This is a genomic window from Paenibacillus sp. cl123, assembly GCF_900101595.1.
Taxonomy (GTDB): Bacteria; Bacillota; Bacilli; order Paenibacillales; family NBRC-103111; genus Paenibacillus_G.
This window is the reverse complement of the sequence record NZ_FMYY01000016.1, coordinates 92714-114922: the sequence shown is the minus strand read 5'-3', so window position 1 is coordinate 114922 and position 22209 is coordinate 92714. Positions and strand designations below refer to the sequence as shown.

Annotated in this window: 20 protein-coding genes; 19 read left to right on the top strand and 1 reads right to left on the bottom strand. The window is 60.0% G+C overall.

The window, feature by feature from the left end; genetic code table 11:
• Positions 1-182 precede the first annotated feature (182 nt).
• From BLR08_RS21750 to spoVM, 19 genes are all read left to right on the top strand, one after another.
• Complete coding sequence (locus BLR08_RS21750) at positions 183-2963, top strand: calcium-translocating P-type ATPase, SERCA-type (RefSeq protein WP_072334454.1); 2781 nt, start codon at positions 183-185, stop codon at positions 2961-2963.
• A 201-nt stretch (positions 2964-3164) separates the two neighbouring features.
• Positions 3165-4013 carry a diaminopimelate epimerase gene (dapF, locus tag BLR08_RS21745; RefSeq protein ID WP_072334458.1) on the top strand — a complete coding sequence of 283 codons (849 nt, stop codon included), beginning with the start codon at positions 3165-3167 and terminating at the stop codon, positions 4011-4013.
• A gap of 48 nt (positions 4014-4061) precedes the next feature.
• Positions 4062-5960 (top strand): bifunctional homocysteine S-methyltransferase/methylenetetrahydrofolate reductase, encoded by a 1899-nt coding sequence (locus BLR08_RS21740; RefSeq protein WP_072334461.1) that lies wholly within the window; start codon positions 4062-4064, stop codon positions 5958-5960.
• 29 nt (positions 5961-5989) lie between these two features.
• Positions 5990-6871, top strand: a complete 882-nt coding sequence (locus BLR08_RS21735; RefSeq protein ID WP_072334464.1) for a YicC/YloC family endoribonuclease — start codon at positions 5990-5992, stop codon at positions 6869-6871.
• 76 nt (positions 6872-6947) lie between these two features.
• Complete coding sequence (remA, locus tag BLR08_RS21730; RefSeq protein WP_009672664.1) at positions 6948-7208, top strand: extracellular matrix/biofilm regulator RemA; 261 nt, start codon at positions 6948-6950, stop codon at positions 7206-7208.
• Positions 7198-7839 carry a guanylate kinase gene (gene gmk, locus BLR08_RS21725; RefSeq protein WP_072334756.1) on the top strand — a complete coding sequence of 214 codons (642 nt, stop codon included), beginning with the start codon at positions 7198-7200 and terminating at the stop codon, positions 7837-7839. The genes remA and gmk overlap by 11 nt, the downstream gene beginning before the upstream one ends.
• On the top strand, positions 7839-8072 hold the full coding sequence (rpoZ, locus tag BLR08_RS21720; RefSeq protein WP_072334467.1) for a DNA-directed RNA polymerase subunit omega: 234 nt from the start codon (positions 7839-7841) through the stop codon (positions 8070-8072). Before gmk ends, rpoZ begins: the two co-directional genes overlap by 1 nt.
• 63 nt (positions 8073-8135) lie before the next feature.
• Entirely contained in the window at positions 8136-9356 is a 1221-nt protein-coding gene (coaBC, locus tag BLR08_RS21715; protein WP_072334470.1) for a bifunctional phosphopantothenoylcysteine decarboxylase/phosphopantothenate--cysteine ligase CoaBC, read from the top strand.
• The gene (gene priA, locus BLR08_RS21710) at positions 9353-11908 is read left to right on the top strand and encodes a primosomal protein N' (RefSeq protein WP_072334473.1); all 2556 of its coding nucleotides are present in this window, start codon (positions 9353-9355) and stop codon (positions 11906-11908) included. The genes coaBC and priA overlap by 4 nt, the downstream gene beginning before the upstream one ends.
• Before the next feature lie 59 nt (positions 11909-11967).
• Complete coding sequence (gene def, locus BLR08_RS21705) at positions 11968-12456, top strand: peptide deformylase (protein WP_072334476.1); 489 nt, start codon at positions 11968-11970, stop codon at positions 12454-12456.
• Complete coding sequence (gene fmt, locus BLR08_RS21700; protein WP_371117574.1) at positions 12453-13439, top strand: methionyl-tRNA formyltransferase; 987 nt, start codon at positions 12453-12455, stop codon at positions 13437-13439. Before def ends, fmt begins: the two co-directional genes overlap by 4 nt.
• Positions 13440-13507: 68 nt before the next feature.
• Positions 13508-15016 carry a 16S rRNA (cytosine(967)-C(5))-methyltransferase RsmB gene (gene rsmB / locus BLR08_RS21695; RefSeq protein WP_072334762.1) on the top strand — a complete coding sequence of 503 codons (1509 nt, stop codon included), beginning with the start codon at positions 13508-13510 and terminating at the stop codon, positions 15014-15016.
• An 87-nt stretch (positions 15017-15103) separates the two neighbouring features.
• On the top strand, positions 15104-16189 hold the full coding sequence (gene rlmN, locus BLR08_RS21690; RefSeq protein ID WP_083537389.1) for a dual-specificity RNA methyltransferase RlmN: 1086 nt from the start codon (positions 15104-15106) through the stop codon (positions 16187-16189).
• An 8-nt stretch (positions 16190-16197) separates the two neighbouring features.
• A complete protein-coding gene (locus BLR08_RS21685) occupies positions 16198-16971 on the top strand; it encodes a Stp1/IreP family PP2C-type Ser/Thr phosphatase (RefSeq protein WP_072334765.1) in 774 nt (257 codons plus the stop codon).
• 8 nt (positions 16972-16979) lie between these two features.
• Positions 16980-19217 (top strand): Stk1 family PASTA domain-containing Ser/Thr kinase, encoded by a 2238-nt coding sequence (pknB, locus tag BLR08_RS21680; RefSeq protein WP_072334483.1) that lies wholly within the window; start codon positions 16980-16982, stop codon positions 19215-19217.
• Positions 19217-20152 carry a ribosome small subunit-dependent GTPase A gene (gene rsgA, locus BLR08_RS21675; RefSeq protein ID WP_072334486.1) on the top strand — a complete coding sequence of 312 codons (936 nt, stop codon included), beginning with the start codon at positions 19217-19219 and terminating at the stop codon, positions 20150-20152. Before pknB ends, rsgA begins: the two co-directional genes overlap by 1 nt.
• Positions 20153-20154: 2 nt before the next feature.
• Positions 20155-20814: a ribulose-phosphate 3-epimerase gene (gene rpe / locus BLR08_RS21670; protein ID WP_072334489.1), complete on the top strand. Its 660-nt coding sequence runs from the start codon at positions 20155-20157 to the stop codon at positions 20812-20814.
• 9 nt (positions 20815-20823) lie between these two features.
• Positions 20824-21075 carry a hypothetical protein gene (locus tag BLR08_RS21665; RefSeq protein ID WP_072334492.1) on the top strand — a complete coding sequence of 84 codons (252 nt, stop codon included), beginning with the start codon at positions 20824-20826 and terminating at the stop codon, positions 21073-21075.
• 519 nt (positions 21076-21594) lie between these two features.
• Positions 21595-21675 carry a stage V sporulation protein SpoVM gene (gene spoVM / locus BLR08_RS21660; protein WP_014652194.1) on the top strand — a complete coding sequence of 27 codons (81 nt, stop codon included), beginning with the start codon at positions 21595-21597 and terminating at the stop codon, positions 21673-21675.
• 198 nt (positions 21676-21873) lie between these two features.
• Here spoVM and rpmB read toward each other — a convergent pair whose 3' ends face one another.
• Positions 21874-22062 (bottom strand): 50S ribosomal protein L28, encoded by a 189-nt coding sequence (gene rpmB / locus BLR08_RS21655; protein WP_054798201.1) that lies wholly within the window; start codon positions 22060-22062, stop codon positions 21874-21876.
• Positions 22063-22209: the final 147 nt, after the last annotated feature.

Here is a 22209-nt window from a genome sequence, read left to right as displayed (position 1 = left end):
CGAAAAACTTAAGGCCTTAATTGACTTATACCTAATTTGCCGAGAAACGGCGGCTCCCGGACTGCCCGGGACATAATCGCGCCCAGCCGGGAGAGAGTTCGGGGCAAAGCAGGAAACCGTGCTAATTTGCGGCTTGTCTGAATACATTTAGGCTAGACAACCTTTTGGGAGGGAAAGAGCAGATGAGTCAGAAACCATGGTATCAATGGACGCCGGAGGAGATCCTGCAGTCGTCGGGAACCGAACCCTCGCAAGGCCTTAGCTGGGAGGAGGCGGACAAGCGGCTGGCGTCGCACGGCAAAAACGAGCTGGCGGAGGGCCAAAGCGTCTCGCCGGTCACGCTGTTCCTCAACCAATTCAAAGACTTCATGGTGCTGGTGCTGGTGGGCGCGACACTGGTATCCGGCTTGCTGGGCGAGTATCTGGACGCAGTGACGATCATCGCCATCATTATTATGAACGGCATACTGGGCTTCCTTCAGGAATTCCGCGCCGAACGCTCTCTGCGCGCGCTGAAGGAGCTGTCGGCGCCGAACGCCAAGGCGCTCAGGGAGGGGAAGCTGGAGTCCATCCCGGCCCGCGATCTTGTGCCAGGCGATCTGGTCGTGCTGGAGAGCGGGGACCGTATCCCGGCGGATATCCGGTTTATCGAAACGTCCGGCGCTTATGCGGAGGAGTCTGCCCTGACAGGCGAATCTGTCCCGGTATCCAAGCACACGTCCGCTCTGGATCTGGACGATATTCCGCTCGGCGACCAGCGCAATCTCGGTTTTATGGGGACGATGATGACGCGCGGCTCGGCGAAAGGCGTCGTTGTACGCACCGGCATGCAGACGGAGATGGGCAAGATCGCCGATATGATTCAAAATACGGATGCGCTGGAAACTCCGCTGCAGCGCCGTCTGGAGCAGCTTGGCAAAATATTGATCATTGTGGCGCTCGCGCTAACGGTCATGGTTGTCGTTGCGGGCATCCTGCACGGGCAAGAGCCGTACGGCATGTTCCTGGCCGGTGTCAGCTTGGCGGTAGCCGCCATACCGGAAGGCCTGCCTGCCATTGTAACGATCGCCCTGGCACTGGGCGTTCAGCGGATGATTCAGCGCAAGGCGATCGTACGCAAGCTCCCTTCCGTTGAAACGCTGGGCTGCGCGTCGGTTATTTGCTCGGACAAGACAGGCACGCTGACGCAAAATAAAATGGCGGTGACCCATCTGTGGGTCGGCGGCCAGATGATGGAAGTGACGGGGGACGGCTACGAGCCTGAAGGGGTGATCGTGAAGGAGGGCAAGCCGGTCGACCTGCGCAATAATCAGATGCTGCGGCGTCTGCTGCAGGTGTCGGTGCTCTGCAATAACGCCTCCCTGCACCAGGAGAAGCAGGAGAGCAAGAAGAAGGACGCGGACGGAGCGGACGTGTGGACGATAAAGGGCGACCCGACCGAGGGAGCGCTCGTCGTGCTGGGGGCCAAGGCCGGGCTGACGCAAAGCTCGCTGGAAAGCTTGTACCGGCGCACGCTCGAGCTTCCGTTCGACTCGGACCGCAAGCGGATGTCCGTCATCGTGGAGCATCAGGGGGGGCGGATGGCCTGCACGAAAGGAGCGCCCGATTTGTTGATCCAGCAGTGCGCATACGTGTTGTGGGACGACCGGGTGATTCCGTTCACGCCGACGCTGAAGCAGAAGGTGAGCGCCGCCGCCGACGGGATGGCTCAGAATGCGCTGCGTGTGCTGGGGCTCGCCTACCGCGACTTGAAGGATTCCGACCGGCAGCTGGATGAGGCCGGGGTGGAATGCCAGCTCGTCTTCATCGGCCTGACCGGCATGATCGACCCGCCGCGGCGCGAAGTCCGCGACGCCATCACGAAATGCCGCCGGGCCGGGATCAAGACCGTGATGATCACGGGCGATCACCAGACGACGGCCGAGGCCATCGCCCGTCAGCTGGGCATCCTGCCGCAGGAGGGCAAGGTGATGAACGGCCAGCAGCTGGCCGCGATGAGCGATGACGATCTCGACCGTCATGTCGAGGATATCTATGTGTATGCCCGCGTCTCGCCCGAGCATAAGCTGAGGATCGTCAAGTCGCTGCAGCGCAAGGGCCATACGGTGGCGATGACCGGCGACGGCGTGAATGATGCGCCTGCGATCAAGGCGGCGGACATCGGAATCGCGATGGGCATCAGCGGCACGGATGTGTCGAAGGAGGCGTCGGCGCTTGTGCTGTCGGACGACAACTTCGCCACGATCGTTTCGGCGATCGAGGAAGGACGGGGCATTTACGAAAATATTCGCAAATTTATCCGCTATCTGCTGGCCTCCAACGTCGGCGAAATTATGACGATGTTTCTGGCGATGATGGCCGGGCTGCCGCTGCCGCTTGTGCCGATCCAGATTTTGTGGGTGAACCTGGTAACCGACGGCCTGCCGGCGATGGCGCTTGGCGTCGATCAGGCGGAGAAGGATCTGATGACGCAGAAGCCGCGCTCCGCCAGAGAAAATATTTTCGCCCGCAGGCTCGGTTGGAAGATCGTCAGCCGCGGCATTCTGATCGGCCTCTGCACTTTGGCCGCCTTCTATATCGCGCTGACGGCGGCATCCGACAGTCCTCAAGCGCTGATGAAGGCGCAGACGGTAGCGTTCGCAACGCTCGTTATGGCTCAGCTGATTCATGTGTTTGATTGCCGGAGCTCGCGCTCGATTTTCCACCGGAATCCGCTGCAGAACATTTGGCTGGTGCTTGCCGTAGCGTCCTCCTTGCTGCTGATGATTCCCGTGCTTTATGTGGACGCTCTCCAGCCGATCTTCAAGACGGTTCCTCTCGGCGTTGCCGACTGGGCGCTGGTGCTCCTGTTCGCGGGTATTCCGACCTTCCTGATGGGGATCGGCAGCGTGCTTTCGACCTCTCGCGGCAAATCGTCGCGGCGCAAGGGCGGACCCCGATCGATGAAGCCGGTCGTGCGGTAAGCCGTCAACAAAACCTTAAGCATGTCGCGGAGGTTCGCAAAACCTGTCTCCGCGGCCGGCAGCCGGAGTTTTGGCCTTAGGCCGACACTCCGGCTGTTTGCAATTTCGGGAGCAATGATGTAAAATTTTGCGGAATCGCTATGCATCCCTGAGCATTTGCGCTATAGTAGGGGGTAAACCGCAAAATTAGGAGTTTTCACGATGAATTTTACCAAAATGCAGGGCTTGGGCAATGATTTTATCGTACTTGCCGGCTTGGACAGCTTGCCTGCCGACGCCGCCGAGCAAGCCGTCCGTTTGTGCGACCGCCATTTCGGCATAGGCGCCGACGGTCTGGTGTATCTGCTGCCTTCAAGCAAAGCTGATTATATGATGCGTATTATAAATTCCGACGGATCGGAAGCGGAGCAGTGCGGCAATGCGATCCGCTGTGCGGCTACCTATTTATATGAGAACGGGCTTGTCGATGCGGCCGTCCGCGAGCTGACGATCGAGACGATCGGAGCCGGCGCGCAGCGAACAGGGCTTGTGGTGGACAAGGGCCGTGTTGCCAGCGTGCGCGTCGATATGGGCGAGCCGGTGCTGAACGGTCTGGCGGTGCCGACGACTTTGGACGAAGCCGCGATCATCGAGCAGCCCATTGCGGCGGGGGATCGCGAGTTCAGATTTACCGCCGTGTCCATGGGCAATCCGCATTGCGTAATCTTTGTGGAGGATGCGCGTTCGGCCCAGCTGCACGCTTGGGGACCTGAGCTGGAAAACCATCCGTACTTCCCGCGCCGCACCAATGTGGAGTTCGCGTCGCTGCGCAGCCGGGACTATGCGGATATGCGGGTGTGGGAACGCGGAGCCGGCCCCACCCTGGCATGCGGGACGGGAGCTTGCGCTACGCTGGTGGCGGGGGTGCTGACCGGCCGGATGGATCGCAAGGGCATCGTTTCGCTGGCCGGAGGCGAGCTCCAGATCGAGTGGGACGAAGCGGACAACCGCGTCTATATGACGGGGCCGGCCCGCACCGTATTCAAGGGGACGTGGACGCCGCAGGATTAAGGGCGGCATTGGCCGGCTTAGACTTTACCAGGGGAAGGGGAGCCTCGTGTGAAACCGGATTTGAGAGAAGCGCTGCGCCGCGGGGTGCTGGTCGGGGATGGCGCGATGGGGACCTATTTATACCAAATGGGCTTTCCCGTCGGCATCTCTTATGAGGAACTGAATTTATTGAAGCCGGACGTCATTCGGGACGTGCACCGGCGGTATTACGAAGCCGGCGCTAGGCTGATCGAGACGAACACGTTCTCCGCCAACCGCGAGAAGCTGTCCAAGTTCGGCTTGGAGGGCGAAGTGGAGGCGATCAACCGGGCCGGTGTCGCGCTTGCGCGCCAGGCTGTCGGCGATGACGCGTATGTCGTGGGAGCGGTAGGCTCCATACGGGCGGGCAAACGGAAAAATGTGCGCACCGCCAAAATCAAGGAGGATTTGCGCCAGCAGATCGAGGTGCTCATTGATGCCGGGGTTGACGGTCTGCTGCTGGAAACGTTCTTCGATCTGGAAGAGATGCTGCTTGTGCTGAAGCTGATTCGCAAGCTGTCGCCGCTGCCGGTCATCTGCCAGTTCGCCACGGAGGGCGCGGGCGCTACGATGGACGGCGTGCCGCTCAAGGAAGCGTTCGAGCGGCTGCTGGCTGCGGGAGCCGACGTCGTGGGCTTCAACTGCCGCAGCGGTCCGAACGGGCTGCTGCGCTCGCTGGAGCATGTATCCGGCCTGGCGGATTCGCCGCCGATGTCGGTGTTTCCGAACGCGGGCCTGGCCGATTATGTGGACGGCCGGTACACCTTTGCCGCGACACCGCAATATTTCGGCGAAACGGCCAGACGATTCGTCGATCAAGGAGCGCGCATCGTCGGCGGCTGCTGCGGCACGACGCCCGAGCATATCGCGGCTATCGCGGCTTCGCTGGCCGACTACGTGCCCCAGCCGCATGCGGCGGCGGACAAGAAAACGCCGGCCGGCGGAGCTGAGCAGCCGGCGGCGCTTGCCGCCTTGACAAGCAGCGCCGCAGCTTTGAAACCGGTGCAGCCGAACATCGTCGATCTGGTGAAGGAGCGCGTCACGGTCATCGTGGAGCTGGACCCGCCGCGCGATCTGGATATCGCCAAGTTCATGGCGGGCGCGGCGGCGCTGAAGGCAGTCGGGGCCGATGCGCTGACGATGGCCGACAACTCGCTGGCCGTCACCCGGATGAGCAATATGGCGCTCGGTTCGCTCGTGCAGGAGCAGGTAGGCATCCGCCCGCTCATTCATATCGCCTGCCGCGACCGCAACATGATCGGCACGCAGTCGCATATGATGGGACTGCATGCGCTGGATATCGACCATGTGCTCGCCGTTACGGGCGATCCGGCCAAGTTCGGCGACCTGCCGGGCTCCAGCTCGGTGTACGATCTGACCTCCTTCGAGATCATCCGGATGATCAAGCAGCTGAACGAGGGAATCGCCTTCTCGGGCAAGGCGTTGAAGAAGCGGGCCGGGTTTGTCGTAGGCGCGGCGTTTAATCCCAACGTCAAGCATCTGGACAAAGCCGTGCAGCGTCTGGAGCGCAAGATCGAAGCCGGCGCGGATTATATTATGACGCAGCCGGTCTACGACGCGGAGCTGATCGAGAGAATTCGTGAGCAGACCAGGCATCTGGACGTTCCGATCTTTATCGGCATCGCGCCGCTGGCCAGCGGGGGGAACGCCGAGTTTCTGCACAATGAGGTGCCGGGCGTGCAGCTGTCCGACGAAGTGCGCCGCCGGATGAGCGGGCTGAAGGGCGAAGAGGGCAGAGCGATGGGCGTGCAGATTGCCCGCGAGCTGCTGGACGTGGCGCTTCGTCATTTCAACGGCATCTATCTGATGACTCCGTTTATGGCTTATGAGATGACGGTGGAGCTGACCCGCTATGTATGGGAGAAATCGGGCCGCAGCGTTTCCCACTTGTCCCCTCTTGCAAAATGAATTAAAATAGGATAACGGATGTGAGAGTCATGGTAACGAGTATGACCGGCTTCGGACAAGCGGAGCGCTCATTTGCCGGGTTCCGGCTGCAGATTGACCTCAAGTCGGTCAATCATCGTTACTGCGAGGTAGCGGTCCGGATGCCCCGCGAATTCGGCCGTTACGAGAGCACGGTTAAGCAAGCGATCCAGCAGCATGTGAAGCGGGGCCGCGTCGACGTGTTCGTTACTGTGGAACGGGACCCCGGCGCGGCGCCGGTTCTGGAAGTGGACTGGACGCTGGCCGGGAGCTATCGGCAGGCTGCCGACTCGCTTCGCGCGAAGCTTGCGCTCTCCGGCGAGCTGACGCTGCATGATCTGCTGGCGCTCCCTGGCATCGTCGCCTTCCGCGACAAGCCGGATGTAGACGATGAGGCGCTGGAAGCCGAGCTGGCCGCCTGCGCCGCTGAAGCCGCGATCAGGCTGGCCGCCATGCGGAACCAGGAGGGAGCGGCCCTGCAGGAAGATCTCTCCGCCCGTCTGCTGCTGCTGGATCAGCTGCTTGAGCAGGCCGGCCGGCTGGCGCCGCAGGTCGTGAAGGACTACGCGGCCAAGCTGAAGCTGCGTATCCGGGAGATGCTGGAGCAGCCGGAGCCCGACGAGGCCCGTCTGGCGCTGGAGGTGGCCTTGCTGGCCGACCGGTCCAGCATCGATGAGGAGCTTACGAGGCTGAAGAGCCATCTGGGCCAATTCAGCCGGACTCTTGAGGAGAGGGAGCCGGTCGGACGCAAGCTTGATTTTCTTGTTCAGGAGATGAACCGGGAAGTCAACACGATCGGCTCCAAGGCCAATCATGCCGAGCTGGCGGGGATTGTGCTGGGCATGAAGGCGGAGCTGGAGAAGGTGCGGGAGCAGATTCAAAATATCGAATAAAATGGATGACTTTTCTTCGCGCCGCCCTTCAAGCTTGTCCGGAAGGAGTGCGAAGAACCAGGGGGAACCGTACATTATGGCGATCAAACTTATCAATATCGGATTCGGGAATATCGTCTCCGCTAACCGAATCATTTCCATTGTCAGCCCGGAATCGGCGCCGATCAAACGAATTATCCAAGAAGCGCGCGACCGCCATATGCTGATTGATGCGACTTATGGTCGCCGTACCCGTGCTGTGATCATTACGGATAGCGATCATGTGATCCTCTCTGCCGTCCAGCCGGAGACGGTCGCACACCGACTTTCCAATAAGGACGATGATCATGACGAGTAAAGTGGGGATTTCCCCTTCGGAAAAAGGCATTTTGATTGTGTTATCCGGACCTTCCGGCGTAGGCAAGGGGACCGTCTGCAAGGCGCTGCGCTCCTGTGCCCCCGATATTGTGTACTCGGTATCGGCAACGACGCGGACTCCGAGGGAAGGCGAGATTGACGGCGTTAATTATTTTTTCAAGACAAGGGAACAATTTCAACAGCTGATCGATCAGGACCAGATGCTGGAATGGGCGGAATACGTGGGCAACTACTACGGGACGCCGAGCAAATTCGTGGAAGACACGCTGAACAGCGGTAAAGATATTATACTGGAGATCGAAGTCCAGGGTGCGCTGAAGGTGAAGCAGAAGTTTCCGAACGGCGTGTTTATTTTCCTGCTGCCCCCGTCGCTGCCCGAGCTGGAAAGCCGGATTGTGGGACGAGGCACCGAGTCCGAGGAGTCGATCCGCAGCCGTATGTCCGTCGCCGTCGATGAAATCGCGATGATGGAGCAATACGATTATGCGATCGTCAACGATCAGGTCGATCTCGCTTGTTCGCGCATTCGCAGCATTCTCACGGCCGAGCATTGCCGCAAGGACCGCATGGTTTGCAAAATTCAACAATGGATGGCTGAGGTGAAAAAATAATGCTGTATCCTTCAATCGATCGACTGCTGGACAAAGTGGACAGCAAGTACTCGCTGGTCGTCGCCGCTTCCAAGCGCGCGCGTTTGCTGCGTGACGGAGCCAAAAGCGAGCTGCGCAACAAACGCTCCCATAAACAGGTCGGCCAAGCGCTGGAAGAAATCTATGAAGATTTTATCTCGTATGAGAAGCTTCCCAGCAAAGAAAAAGACAGAGAAAAAGCAGACTTAAAGTAAACAACCTTCGGGTTGTTATTTTTTTACTCAATGAAAGCCGCGAGGCGAAGGGGAGTTTTGTCCATGAAAGCCTTGAACGGAAAAACAATCGTGCTGGGCGTCTGCGGCGGCATAGCTGCCTATAAGGCTGCTGCGCTGTGCAGCAAGCTGACGCAGGCGGGAGCGGAGGTGCGCGTCATCATGACCGCTTCAGCGACCAAGTTCGTCACGCCGCTTACATTTCAGACCTTATCCAGGCATGAGGTGGCGACGGATACGTTCGATGAGAAGGACGCGGCGGTCGTGCAGCATATCGATCTGGCCGACCGGGCCGATCTGGTCGTAGTAGCGCCGGCCTCAGCCAATACGATCGCGAAAATAGCGCTGGGGATCGGTGACGATATGCTGAGCACCACTTTGCTGGCCACGACGGCTCCGATCCTGGTAGCGCCGGCGATGAATGTGCACATGTATGAAAATCCGGCTGTAGAGCGCAATATGCAGACGCTGGCTGAGCGCGGCATCCGCTTCATCGAGCCTGGGACCGGTCAGCTGGCTTGCGGCTATGTGGGCAAAGGCCGGCTGGCCGAGCCCGAGGATATCGTGCAGGCGGTCGAGCGGCATTTCGCCGAGCGCGGACGGCTGGCAGGCAGGCGGGTACTGGTGACGGCGGGAGGGACGGTCGAACGCATCGATCCGGTCCGTTATATGACCAATGATTCGTCGGGAAAAATGGGATATGCGCTTGCCGAGGCGGCGGTTCGGATGGGGGCTAAGGTCACGCTGATCAGCGGCAGGGCGTCGGTCCCCGCCCCGTCGGGCGCCGAGCTTGTCCTCGTGGAGTCTGCGCTTGATATGCAGGAAGCCGTGCTCTCCAGGCTGGCTGACCAGGATATTATTATCAAGGCGGCGGCTGTCGCCGACTATCGTCCGCTTGAGCGGCATGAACATAAGATGAAGAAGTCGGAGGAAGAGCTGACGCTGACTTTGGTGAAAAATCCGGATATTTTGCAGCAGATCGGGGAGCGGAAAACGCATCAGTTTGTCGTAGGCTTTGCCGCGGAAACGCGCAATCTCGAGCAGTTCGCCATGGATAAGCTGCGCCGCAAGCGGTGCGATCTGCTGGTCGCCAACGATGTATCCATGGAAGGCGCCGGCTTCGGGACGGATACGAATGTGGTCCGCGTCTATGATCCGGACGGCCTGGTCGAGGCGCTCCCGATGATGGGCAAGCGCGAGGTGGCCTCGCGTCTGCTTCATCTGATCGCCGACCGGCAAAGGAAGGGGGAAGCGGCCGATTCATGATCGCTAAAGTGATCGTTGACGTCCCCGCCAAGCCAACGAACCGTGCGTTCGATTATGCGGTGCCCGAGCCTCAGCGCGGGCTTATTGCCGTCGGCAGCCGGGTCGGCGTGCCTTTCGGGCCCAGGGTCGTTCAGGGCTTTGTAGTCGAGCTGCTGGAGGACTCGGCACTGGCTCCGAATAAGCTGAAAGCGATCCGGCAGGTGCTGGATGTAACGCCGCCGCTCACGCCCGAACTGGTGAAGCTGGCCCAGTGGATCGGGCGAACGTATGCCTGCCACGATATTACCGCGCTGCAAGCGATGATCCCGGGGGCGCTTAAGGCGAAGTATGAACGCCATATTACGGTTGCAGACAGTCGGCAGCAGACGGGACCGGCAGCGGCCGCCGCTGCTGCGAGCGGCCCGGCGGGCGGGGCAGATGCTCGTACGCTCATGGACATGGCTCTGCTGCTGCCCCAGGATGAGGCTATCATCGGGTATGTGCGCAAACAGGGAGCGATCGAGCTGGAGACGCTGCTGGAACGTTTTCCCGAGGACGGCCTGCGGATTCGGCAGCTGCTGGAGGAGGGCGTCCTGCAGGAGCAGCAGATGGTGAAGGACCGGATGGCGGTGAAGAAGGCGCTGACCGTGATCCCTCCTGATGATACGGAGCAGCTGGACGGCTGGATCAGCGAGCTTCCCGCCCGCGCGGCCAAGCAGCAGGAGGTGCTGCGCTACCTGCGCGAGCATCCGGAGCCGATCAAGCTGACCGAGCTGCTGACCCGGCTGCATATTACGGCTTCGGCCGTCAAGGGATTGGCCGAGCGGGGCTGGATACGTCTGGAGGAGGTTGAGGTGCAGCGCGATCCGTACGCGTCCCGCACCTTCCGGCCGACAACTCCGCTGCCGCTGACGCCGGAGCAGCAAGGCGTCTACGACCGCATCCGCTCGGCTGTGCTGTCCCGGGAACAGCGCGTATTTCTGCTTCATGGCGTAACGGGTAGCGGGAAGACGGAGGTCTACCTGCAGTCGATCCAGACCTGCCTGGAGGAAGGGCGGGAGGCGATCGTGCTGGTGCCCGAAATCTCGCTGACGCCGCAGATGGTGGAGCGCTTCAAGGGCAGATTCGGCAACCGGGTCGCCGTGCTGCACAGCCGGTTGTCGAACGGAGAGCGTTATGACGAATGGCGCAAAATTACGCGCCGCGAGGTCAGCGTCGTGATCGGCGCGCGCTCCGCCATCTTTGCCCCGTTTCGCAATATCGGTCTGATCATGATCGATGAGGAGCATGAGTCGACCTATAAGCAGGAGGAGAGTCCGAAGTACCACGCCCGAGACGTGGCTATCGCCCGCGCCCGCGAGCATGGCGCTTCGGTCGTGCTGGGCTCCGCCACGCCATCGCTGGAGAGCATGTACCGGACAAGCGCCGAGGCGGCGCGCCTGGCAACGGACGAGCGTCCCCGCTTCGAGCTGCTGTCGATGCCGAGCCGCGTGGAAGGAAGGCCGCTGCCTCCCGTCCGGATCGTGGATATGCGGGAGGAGCTGAAAAACGGCAATCGCTCGATGTTCAGCCGGGAGCTGTATAAAGCGATCGAGGAACGGTTACACAAGAAGGAACAGATCGTTTTGCTGCTGAACCGGCGCGGATATGCCACGTTCGTTATGTGCCGCACCTGCGGCTATGTGGCCGGGTGTCCGCATTGCGACATCTCGCTGACCTATCATCAGAGCTCGCGGGCGATGCGCTGTCATTATTGCGGGTACGCGGAGCGCGAGCTTCCCTTGTGCCCGGAATGCGGCAGCGAGCATATCCGGCATTTCGGCACAGGCACGCAGCGCGTGGAGGAGGAGCTCGGCAAGCTGTTTCCCGGCATCCGGGTCATTCGGATGGATGTGGACACGACGTCGGAGAAAGGCTCGCATGAGAAATGGCTGACGTTGTTCCGCAACCGGCAGGCCGATGTGCTGCTAGGCACCCAGATGGTGGCAAAGGGGCTTGATTTTCCTTATGTGACGCTGGTTGGCGCACTCGCCGCCGATTCGGTGCTGAACTTGCCTGACTTCCGTGCCGCGGAACGCTCCTTCCAGCTGCTGACCCAAGTGGCGGGAAGGGCGGGACGGCATCATCTGCCGGGCGAAGTGTTCGTGCAGACGTATACGCCCGAGCATTATAGCATCATCCATGCCAGCCGCCATGATTATATGAGCTTTATGCGCAAGGAGATGCTGATGCGCAAGCTGCATAATTATCCGCCGTTCCATCAGCTGGTGCTCGTTACGCTGTCTCACGAGCAGGTTCCGCTGCTGATTCGCTCCGGAGAAGCGCTGGCTTCCAGACTGAAGCAGCTGGCTGCCGAGCTTCCCCGGGATACGGAGGAGCTGGAGGTGCTGGGGCCTGTGGCCTCGCCCATCTCGCGGATCAAAGATAGATATCGCTTCCAATGCATGATAAAATATCGGGGGGAAAGCCTGGTCGCCGAGCTTGTCAGACAGGCGGCGGCGGTGCTCGACGAGACGGTGAAGCAGCACAAGCTGCTCGTATCGATCGATGTGGACCCGCAAATCTTGATGTAGGACCCCATATGGATATAAGAAAAGCAACACTTTAGAAAGCTGGAGAGGTGCTGACATAGATGGCTATCAAAATCATTGTGAAAGACCCGGACCCGGTGCTGCGCGAGGTATGCAAGCCGGTGCCGAAAATTACGCCGAACATTGTAAAGCTGCTGGATGATATGGCCGATACGATGTACGACGCGGAAGGGGTGGGGCTTGCCGCTCCGCAGATCGGCATTCTGAAGCGCGTTATCGTCATGGACTGCGGCGAGGAGCATGGAGGACTGATCGAGCTGATCAATCCGGAGATCATCGAGCTGGAAGGCGAGCAGTTCGGGGCTGAGGGCTGTCTGAGCATCCCGGGTCTGCGCGGAGACGTAAAGCGGGCGGCCAGAGCGAAGGTTAAGGGCCTGAACCGCGACGGAGAAGAGATTATCGTCGAGGGAACCGAGCTGCTGGCCCGCTGCATCCAGCATGAGGTGGATCATCTGGACGGTATTCTGTATACAGATCTGGCGGAAACGGTGTACCGCTCTGTCGATGAGACCGACGAGGAGGAAGCATGACCGACAAGCCTAGAGTCGTTTTTATGGGGACTCCCGAGTTCGCGGTTCCTTCGCTGCGGGCGCTGTTGGCCGATGAGTCGGTTCAGGTCGTCGGCGTTGTTTCCCAGCCGGATCGTCCCGTCGGGCGCAAACGCGTGCTGACCCCGACGCCGGTGAAGGTGGAGGCGCTTGCGCATGGACTGCCGGTGCTTCAGCCCGAACGGCTGCGGAAGGGCGAGGCGGTAGAAGAACTGCGGGAGCTGCGGCCCGACCTGATCGTGACGGCCGCTTTCGGGCAAATTTTGCCGAAGGCGGTGCTGGAACTGCCGAGGCTGGGCTGCATCAATGTGCATGCCTCGCTGCTGCCTCTGTACCGGGGAGGCGCTCCGATTCATTATGCCGTGATGAACGGAGACGCCCAGACGGGCGTCACGATTATGTATATGGAAGCGGGGCTGGACACCGGAGATATGATCAGCCAGGTTACCGTGCCGATCGGCGACGAGGATACGACGGGGACGATGTTCGACAAGCTGAGCGTCGCCGGCGCGGAGCTGCTGCAGCGCACGCTGCCCGGGCTGCTGGCCGGGGAGCTCCAGGCTGTCCCGCAGGACGACAGCGCAGCGGTTTATTCCCCCAATATTACGCGCGAGCAGGAGCAGATCGACTGGCATGCTCCGGCGCAGCAGATCTGGCGGCTGGTACGGGCCCTTCATCCGAAGCCGGGAGCCTTTACGCTCTGGAACGGCGAAGTGCTGAAGGTATGGGCCTGCGCCAAGCCGGCGGAATCGGCTGGGAGCTCGTCCGCCCAGCCGGGCACGGTGCTCCGCGTCGGCCCGGACGGGATCGATGTAGCGACAGGCAGCGGCGTGCTGCGAATTATCGAGCTGCAGCCGGCCGGCAAGAAGGCGATGGACGCAGCCACCTTCGCCCGGGGCGGTCAGTTGACGCCGGGTACGGTGCTTGGGCCAGCTGCCGGGGACGGAGCTGAGGGCAGCCTGTGAGCGAGCAAACATCCAAGCAAACATCAAAGCGGGTGCCGAAGCAAAGTTTGGAACAAGGTTCAAAGCACATTTCGAAGCGGAAGCCTGAGCAGGCCGGGACAGGCGGAAGTGGCGGCGCACCGGCTGCGGACAAAGGCGGCGGCAGACGTCCGGCTGCCGGAAAGCCCGGCGCCGGGGGCGCCAAGTCCGGCAAGCAGGTTCCCGGCACGCCGGGCAAGACGAGGAAGGGAACGGCGCGGGAGGCTGCGCTGGATGTCCTAACCCGTGTGGAGACGGACTTGGCCTACAGCAATCTGCTGCTGAACCAGACGCTGCAGCAGTACAAGCTGGACAAGCCGGATGCCGGGCTGGCCACGGAGATCGTGTACGGCACGGTGCAGCGCTTGAACACAATCGATTATTTCCTGGGACCGTTCGTCTCCAAAGGGTTAGCCAAGCTGGAGCCTTGGGTGCGCTGCCTGCTGCGGCTCAGCTTCTATCAGATGTACTATCTGGACCGGGTGCCGGATCATGCGGTGGTGAACGAAGCGGTGAACCTGGCCAAGCGGCGCGGCCATGCCGGCATCTCGGGCATGGTGAACGGGGTGCTGCGCAGCGTGATTCGCAGTAAATCAGAGCTCGCTCTGCCGCAGGGGCTCGCTCCCGCCGCGAGGATCGCTCTGGAGGAATCGCATCCGGAGTGGCTGGTAGGGCGTTGGCTGGAGCAATACGGCGAGGAGGCGACGATTGCGATCTGCCGGGCCAATAATGAAGCGCCGCGCGTCAGCGTGCGCGTCAACCGGCTGCGGACCGAGCCGGCGCAGCTGATGGACCGGCTTCGCGCGCAAGGGCTGGAGGCCGGAGCTTCGGCGTTTGCGCCGTCCGGTCTCATCATCCGGGGCGGCGGCAACATGGCGCTGACGCCCGAATTTGCCCGGGGCCTGTTCTCGGTTCAGGATGAGAGCTCCATGCTTGTCGCCGAATGGGTCGATCCCCAGCCGGGGGAGCGGATACTGGACTGCTGCGCCGCGCCGGGAGGCAAAACGACTCATCTGGCGGAGAAGATGGGAGACCGCGGCGAGGTGATCGCATGCGATCTGCATGAGCATAAGCGCCAGCTGGTCGCTGGACAAGCGGAGCGGCTGGGGCTGAAGTCGATTCATACGCTGACCGCTGACGCGCGGAGGCTGGCCGAGCATTATCCGCCGGCCAGCTTCGACCGCATTCTGCTTGACGCCCCTTGCTCCGGTCTGGGCGTTATTCGCCGCAAGCCGGATCTGAAGTGGAGCAAGTCGGAAGCGGAGATTGCGGAAATTGCCGCTCTCCAGCGCGAGCTGCTGGCTGCTGTCGCGCCGCTGCTGAAACCGGGCGGGGTGCTGGTGTACAGCACCTGCACGGTAGAGCGCAGCGAGAACGAAGAGGCGGTCGAGCAATTTTTGGCCGAGCATGACGGTTTTAGGCTGGATGCGCCGCCGCTTTCGGCGGCGCCGTCCGGATCATCCGATCCCGGGACGCCGGCTGCGGCGATGGTGCAGATCATGCCGTATGAGTACGGCTCGGACGGATTTTTTATCGCCCGGCTGTGCAAGCAAGCATAATCCCGCAAATTGTGGTAAAATAAAACGTGGCCTTCTCGGGTGCAATGTCCGAAAGGCCTTCACTTTAGACAAAACAGGTTGTGATAAATGATGGATGTGCCGGCAAGCAAGATGCCTACCAATCTGAAGCCTTACGTATACGATTATACGCTGGAGGATTGGCAGGAGTGGACCAAGCAGCAGGGAGAGTCGGGCTTTCGGGCCGGACAAATTTTCGACTGGCTGTATGTGAAAAGAGTTTCAAGCTTCGACGAGATGACGAATCTGCCGAAGTCGCTGCGGGACAAGCTGCGCGAACAGTTTGATTTCGTTACGCTCAATGAAGTTGCCCATTACCGCTCCAAGGACGGTACGGTCAAGTTTCTGTTCGAGTTGACGGATAAGAATGCGATCGAAACGGTCATCATGAAGCATAGCTACGGCAACAGCATCTGCGTGACGACGCAGGTCGGCTGCCGGGTGGGCTGTACGTTCTGCGCCTCTACGCTCGGAGGGCTGAAGCGCAATCTGACCTCCGGCGAGATCATCGCGCAGGTGGTCAAAGCCCAGCAGCTGCTCGACGCGACGGAAGAGCGGGTCAGCAGCATCGTCATCATGGGGATCGGGGAGCCGTTCGAGAATTACGATGCCGTGATGAAGTTTCTGAAGGTGATGATTCATCCTAAGGGGCTGAATATCGGACAGCGTCATATTACGGTGTCGACGAGCGGCATCGTGCCGAACATTTACCGGTTCGCCGATGAAGATACGCAGATTAATCTGGCGATCTCGATCCATGCTCCCAATGATGAGCTGCGCTCGAAGCTGATGCCGGTCAACCGCCGCTTTCCGTTCAGCGACCTGCTGGAGGCGTGCCGGTATTATGTGGCCAAAACGGGCCGCCGCATTACGTTCGAGTATGCCTTGATGGGCAATGTCAACGACCGTCCTGAGCATGCGGAAGAGCTGGCTCAGGTGCTGAAGACGTTCCCGATGGCGCATGTGAACCTGATTCCGGTGAACTTCGTTTCGGAGCGCGATTATGTGCGCACGCCGCGCAATGACATTTTCACCTTCCAGCGTATCCTCGAGAAAAATAAGGTCAACGCCACGATTCGCCGCGAGCAGGGCAGCGATATCGCCGCCGCATGCGGCCAGCTGAGGGCGAAACATATGGAATCGGGTGCGAGGTGAGCAAAGCGATGCTGAAAGTGGCCTATTTATCCGACGTGGGATTGGTTAGGGCTGTTAATGAAGATAGCGCCTTCGTCCAAGAGCAGGGAGACGGTTGGTCGCTGGCTATCGTCGCGGACGGTATGGGAGGCCATCAGGCCGGGGATGTGGCGAGCCGGATGGCGATCGAATGGATTCCCCGCGGATTGCAGTCGCTGGAAGCTCATCTGACCGGCGAGCAGCGCGGGGAGCGGCTGAGGGCCGCGATCGAAGCGGCCAACGGCAAAATATTTGAATTTGCTTCGGAGCGGGAGAACTATCACGGGATGGGGACGACGGTCGTCGCCGTCCTGGCCTCCCGTCATCATGCCGTCATCGGCCATATCGGGGACAGCCGCGCTTACCGCATCCGCGGAGAACAGATCGAGCTGCTTACCGAGGATCATTCCCTCGTTAACGAGCTGGTGAAAAACGGCCAGATCACCCGCGAGGAAGCGGAGCATCACCCGCGGCGCAATGTGCTGACACGGGCGCTCGGCACAGAGTCCACTATCGAGGTGGACGTGCAGGAAATCCTCTGGCAGCCCGGAGACGTGCTGCTGCTGTGCAGCGACGGCCTCAGCAATCTGGTCGAGCGGCAGCTGATGCTTAAGGCGGTCCGGACGGACAGCCCGCTGGAGGACAAAGTACGCTTGCTGGTTGAGGAAGCGCTCTCGGCGGGCGGGGATGACAATGTAACGGTGATCCTGATCGAAAATGCAGCGGAGCCGGGTGCGGTACAATCTGACGGAGAAGCGGGGTGAGGACTGGAATGATCGGCAGACAGCTAGGAGGAAGGTACGAAATTCTCGAGCGGGTCGGCGGAGGCGGGATGGCTATCGTGTATAAAGGGCTGGATATGCTGTTGCACCGCCATGTGGCCGTCAAGGTGCTTCGTCAGCAGTATGTGCACGACGAGGAGTTCATCCAGCGCTTTCGCCGGGAAGCTCAGGCAGCCGCTTCCTTATCCCACCCGAACGTAGTCAGCATCTATGATGTCGGTCAGGAAGAAGATGTGCATTATATTGTCATGGAATATATCGAGGGCACCACGCTTAATGATCTGATCAAAGCGAGAGCGCCTCTGCAGGTGGAGGAGGCTGTGCATGTTGCCAGCCAGATTTGCGATGCGCTCGACCACGCCCATCATAATCAAATCATTCATCGCGACATCAAGCCCCACAATATTCTGATCGGCAAAAACGGACGCGTCAAGGTAACCGATTTCGGCATCGCCAGGGCCGTTACCTCCTCAACGATTACCCAGACCGGCTCCGTCGTCGGCTCGGTTCATTATTTCTCCCCGGAGCATGCAAAAGGAACGCCGACCGGCGAGCAGTCTGACCTGTATTCGCTCGGGATCGTGATGTACCAGATGCTGACGGGACGGCTCCCTTTCCTGGGCGAAAGTCCGATCAGCGTGGCGCTTAAGCATCTGCAGGAGGATGTGGAGGAACCGCGCAAGGTCAATCCGCTTATCCCGCAGAGCGTGGAGAATGTCATCCTGCGCGCGATGCGCAAAAGCACGACGGAAAGATACCGCTCAGCCATCGACATGCTGGCCGATCTGGAGACCTGCCTGCTGCCGCACCGGCGCAACGAGCCGAAGACAAGCTTCCTCGACGACGATGAGCTGGACGAGGAGCGGACGCGCGTCATGCCGGCCTTGAGGCCGGGCAGCTATGAGCCGGTCCGGGTGCCGCCGGGTCCCGGAGCGGATGACGATGAACCGGAGGAGGAAGAGGAGCCGCGGCGGAAGAATCGCTGGGTGAAGCCGCTGATTATCGTGATCGTGATGCTGGGGCTGCTCGGCGGTATGTGGTATGCCGTCGGAGAGGTCAAGAATCGGGTCGCGGTCCAGACTGTCGAGGTTCCGCCTGTCGTCGGCAAGATGCTCGTGCAGGCGCAGCAGGAGCTGATTGACGCCGGGCTGGAGCCGGAGTTCGAGTATGCCAAGGACGAGAAAAACTCGCCCAAGGACACGGTGTTCAGGCAAAGCCCGGAGAAGATGAAGGTTACCGTAGGCTCCAAGGTGAAGCTGACGGTCAGCCAAGGCCCCGATAAGCTGAAGATCCCCGAGCTGAACAAGCTCAAGGTCGCCGACGCCAAGGCTCAGCTCGTCGCGCTGGGCATCCCGGACAACAACATCGTCGTCGAGCCGAAATTCATGGATGCCGAGGTGGACACCGTCGTAGGCCAGTTCCCTGCGGCCGCAACCGAGTTCGCCGACCCGTCGGCGGTGATGGTGAAGCTGACCGTATCGCAGGGCAGGGAAAAGGTGAAGATGCCTAACCTCATCGGCAAAACGGAGAACGAAGCGAAAAACATGATTCTGGTCAGCGGCTTGAAGCTGGCCAAGGACGGCGTCACCCAGGAAGCGAACTACAAGCAGTCCAAAGGAAAAGTGATTAAGCAGTTCCCGTTCGAGCCAAATGACGACGTGGCGCCGGGAACGGAGATTTCCATTACGGTCAGCTCGGGACTTCCTCCGGAGGCGGGACCGATGTCGGTGAATATCCCGCTCAAGCCGGCCCGGGAAGGACATCCGTCCACCATCAAAATTTTGCTTACGGATGCCGCCAACGACACGCCATTTGAATATCAGACGCTAAGCAATGTGACAACAACGGAAATGCTGCAGGTGAAGCTTATCGTTTCTCCGGATAAAAACGCCGTCATCCAGGTGAAGGTCGATAACACGACGGCGGATCTGACAACGGTGACCTATACGGATTATTTGGCTCAGAAAAGCGGGAAGCCCGTCACGCCGGGCACCGGAACGCCGAACACGGGGACAGGGGGAACCGGAACGGGAACGGCGCCTGGTGAAGGCGGTGGCTCCGGTTCCGGTTCGGGAGCGAACCCTCCAGCCGGCGGCGGAACGGGTGGAACAAGTGCAGCTAACGGAACCAGCGGAACAAGCGGAGCAACGGCTCCTCCTGCCGGGGGCGCCAACGCTCCGGCGGGCCGGGCGGGAGCGAATACGGCAACGGGAGGCGCGAATCCATAATGGCAATCGGACTGATCGTCAAGGCGTTGAGCGGTTATTATTATGTGCTTCCGGAGCACACCGGCGAGCTGGAGTCGATTCAATGCCGGGCCCGGGGCGTATTTAAGAAACGCGGCGTGTCCCCGCTAGTCGGGGACCGCGTCGGGTATGAATTGACGGATAACGGAGAGGGGACGGTGACGGAGATTTATCCCCGCACCTCGGAGCTGATCCGTCCTCCGATCGCGAACGTGGACCAGGTTGTTCTCGTCTTCTCGATCAATGAGCCGGCGTTGAACCTGCCGCTGCTGGACAAGTTTCTCGTACATACCGAAAGCGCAGGCCTGGACACGATTATTTGCCTGACCAAACGCGATCTGTGGTCTTCGCCGGAGGCGGAGCAAGGTATGGGGCAGGAGGAGAAGGATGCCAGCGCCGACGATTTGGACCGGGCTGTGCGCCTTTACGAATCGATTGGCTATACAGTAATCCTGACAAGCGCGAAGGAAGGGCTTGGCGTCGATCAGGTGCTGGATCGCCTGGCCGGCCGCATCAGCGTATTCGCGGGCCAATCCGGCGTAGGCAAGTCGTCGCTGCTGAATGCGATGATCCCGGGGCTCGAGCTGGAGACCAACGAGATCAGCATGAAGCTGGGCCGCGGGAAACATACGACCCGGCATGTGGAGCTGCTCCGTCTGCCTGGAGGCGGCATCGTGGCGGATACGCCGGGCTTCAGCCAGCTGGATTTTCTGCAGGTCGACGCCGAAGGGCTCGGAGCCTGCTTCCGCGAATTTGCCCCTTATGCGGCGGAATGCCGCTTCCGCGGCTGCCTGCATCTGCATGAGCCAGGCTGCCGGGTACAGGAGGCGCAGGAGAAGGGGCTGATCGCCGCTTCGCGCTATTCCAGCTACAATCAATTTCTCGAGGAAATTCGAGAGCAGAAGAGGAGGTATTAGCGATGCTGCGCATTGCGCCATCTATATTATCCGCGGATTTCGCGAGACTCGGCGAGGAGGTCGCCGATGTGGAGCGCGGCGGGGCCGATTGGCTTCATGTCGATGTGATGGACGGCCATTTCGTTCCCAATATGACAATCGGACCTCTTGTGGTGGAGGCGCTGCGTCCCAAGACGCAGCTGCCGCTGGACGTTCATCTGATGATCGAGCAGCCTGACCGTTACATACCGGCTTTCGCACGCGCGGGAGCCGACCTTATCTCCGTCCATGCAGAAGCTTGCGTGCATCTGGACCGGACGCTGCATGGCATCAAGGAAGCGGGCGTAAAGGCGGGGGTCGTGCTGAATCCGGCTACCCCGTTATCGTCTATTGCCTATGCGCCGCTGGAGCTGCTGGATCTGGTGCTTGTCATGACGGTCAATCCGGGGTTCGGCGGACAGAGCTTTATTACGAGCATGCTTGGCAAAATAGCCGAGCTGCGCCGGCTGCTGGACGGCAGAGGATTGTCCCATGTCGATATTGAAGTGGACGGGGGTATTAACCCGGTTACGGCCCGGCAGGTTATTGAAGCGGGAGCGAATGTGCTGGTAGCGGGCAACGCGATATTCGGACAGCCGGATCGCGCGGCGGCTATTCGGGCGATTCGCGGGGAAGGAAGCTGATTCGAGCAGATGCGTGTATGGAAAGTTATTTTATTCGGCATGTTATGCGGCGGCCTGATTTTCGTGTTCTCCATCTGGAATGACATGTTGAAATATGTGTTCTCGCTGGGGGCGCTGTATATCGGCTATCAGTTTTTCACCCGCAACGATTCCCGCGGCATGCGTATCGGATTTGTGTGTACGTCGATTGTCTTCTATTTTATATACACCTTTTTCTACGCCGTCTACCAGTTCACTCAGCTGCCTCTGCCGGAAGCATAGAGGCCCGGGTGTTCATTCGGATCAGCCGGCTAGGACAAAAAAGAGCATAAACGGCCGTAAGGCGGCATAACATGGTTACAAAAGTTAAAGGCTTTTGTAGCCTTTTTTGCAATTTCAGAAAGTATAAGCTCCGGAGATTGTTTCAATTTCCCGGCCAACACACGGTTTCCAAAGGCGCCGCGAGGCGTTTATCCTTGTGTGTAGCGTGTTGTACCGTGTGTACCGCGGGGGAAGACAAACGAGCCCGGACGCCGGAAAGCCGGACGTCTCTCAAAAACTGGCGGCCGGCAGAGGATTCAAGTCACGTTTTGGCCGCAGGCGGAATATACTTCTGAGGAGACGATGGTGCGGGCAGTGCCCGTACAGGCGGCAAGGCGGCTGCGGAGCGGAAGGGAAGGACTCCGCCATCCGGCCCTGCTAGAGACAGAGCACAGCGGAGGAAAGAGTTGACGAAGCGAAGCCCGGATGGACCTGCTGGCGAAGTGGCTTTGCAAGCAAAGCTTGGAAGGAGGGTGCGCAATGAAATTTTACACAATCAAGCTTCCGAAGTTTTTAGGTGGATTCGTGAAGGCCGTACTGAACACATTCAGCAAAAACTAGAGGTCCGGCACAACACGAGCGGGGAGCCGGGAACCAGAAGCGGTCTAAAGCATCTTCCACATGTCATCCTAAGAAGATTGGGCCAAAAGCCCTGCGGCGCTCAACACTTCCAGCCCGCCTTCCCTTCCACGCCCCGGAGGGCCGGAGGCCAACAAAAAAAGCACCTGGAACAGGTGCTTTTTGTCTGCAGGCAGGAAGTTACACACGGGTAACTTTACCGGATTTCAAAGCTTTGGTGCTTACCCAAACACGCTTAGGCTTGCCGTCCACCAGAATACGGACCTTCTGGACGTTGACTCCCCAGGTGCGTTTCGCTTTGTTGTTAGCATGGGAAACATGGTTACCGGTGCTAGGACTTTTACCTGTGATAAAACATTTACGGGACATCGATTACACCTCCTTACAACATGCGCACTCATAAACATACTTAAACATCATAGCATAGAGCGATTGGGCCGTCAACGCGGGCGGTGGGGAATCTTGCCGCTTTTCCCCGCTTGTTTGTTTATTTCTTGTTGCGATTATAGTACAATG

Bases quoted from the DNA above. Each gene is read 5' to 3' on its own strand.
- BLR08_RS21750 (WP_072334454.1), top strand. From the start codon at position 183: ATGAGTCAGAAACCATGGTATCAATGGACGCCGGAGGAGATCCTGCAG.
- dapF (WP_072334458.1), top strand. From the start codon at position 3,165: ATGAATTTTACCAAAATGCAGGGCTTGGGCAATGATTTTATCGTACTT.
- BLR08_RS21735 (WP_072334464.1), top strand. From the start codon at position 5,990: ATGGTAACGAGTATGACCGGCTTCGGACAAGCGGAGCGCTCATTTGCC.
- remA (WP_009672664.1), top strand. From the start codon at position 6,948: ATGGCGATCAAACTTATCAATATCGGATTCGGGAATATCGTCTCCGCT.
- gmk (WP_072334756.1), top strand. From the start codon at position 7,198: ATGACGAGTAAAGTGGGGATTTCCCCTTCGGAAAAAGGCATTTTGATT.
- rpoZ (WP_072334467.1), top strand. From the start codon at position 7,839: ATGCTGTATCCTTCAATCGATCGACTGCTGGACAAAGTGGACAGCAAG.
- coaBC (WP_072334470.1), top strand. From the start codon at position 8,136: ATGAAAGCCTTGAACGGAAAAACAATCGTGCTGGGCGTCTGCGGCGGC.
- priA (WP_072334473.1), top strand. From the start codon at position 9,353: ATGATCGCTAAAGTGATCGTTGACGTCCCCGCCAAGCCAACGAACCGT.
- def (WP_072334476.1), top strand. From the start codon at position 11,968: ATGGCTATCAAAATCATTGTGAAAGACCCGGACCCGGTGCTGCGCGAG.
- fmt (WP_371117574.1), top strand. From the start codon at position 12,453: ATGACCGACAAGCCTAGAGTCGTTTTTATGGGGACTCCCGAGTTCGCG.
- rlmN (WP_083537389.1), top strand. From the start codon at position 15,104: ATGATGGATGTGCCGGCAAGCAAGATGCCTACCAATCTGAAGCCTTAC.
- BLR08_RS21685 (WP_072334765.1), top strand. From the start codon at position 16,198: ATGCTGAAAGTGGCCTATTTATCCGACGTGGGATTGGTTAGGGCTGTT.
- pknB (WP_072334483.1), top strand. From the start codon at position 16,980: ATGATCGGCAGACAGCTAGGAGGAAGGTACGAAATTCTCGAGCGGGTC.
- rsgA (WP_072334486.1), top strand. From the start codon at position 19,217: ATGGCAATCGGACTGATCGTCAAGGCGTTGAGCGGTTATTATTATGTG.
- rpe (WP_072334489.1), top strand. From the start codon at position 20,155: ATGCTGCGCATTGCGCCATCTATATTATCCGCGGATTTCGCGAGACTC.
- BLR08_RS21665 (WP_072334492.1), top strand. From the start codon at position 20,824: ATGCGTGTATGGAAAGTTATTTTATTCGGCATGTTATGCGGCGGCCTG.
- spoVM (WP_014652194.1), top strand. From the start codon at position 21,595: ATGAAATTTTACACAATCAAGCTTCCGAAGTTTTTAGGTGGATTCGTG.
- rpmB (WP_054798201.1), bottom strand. From the start codon at position 22,062: ATGTCCCGTAAATGTTTTATCACAGGTAAAAGTCCTAGCACCGGTAAC.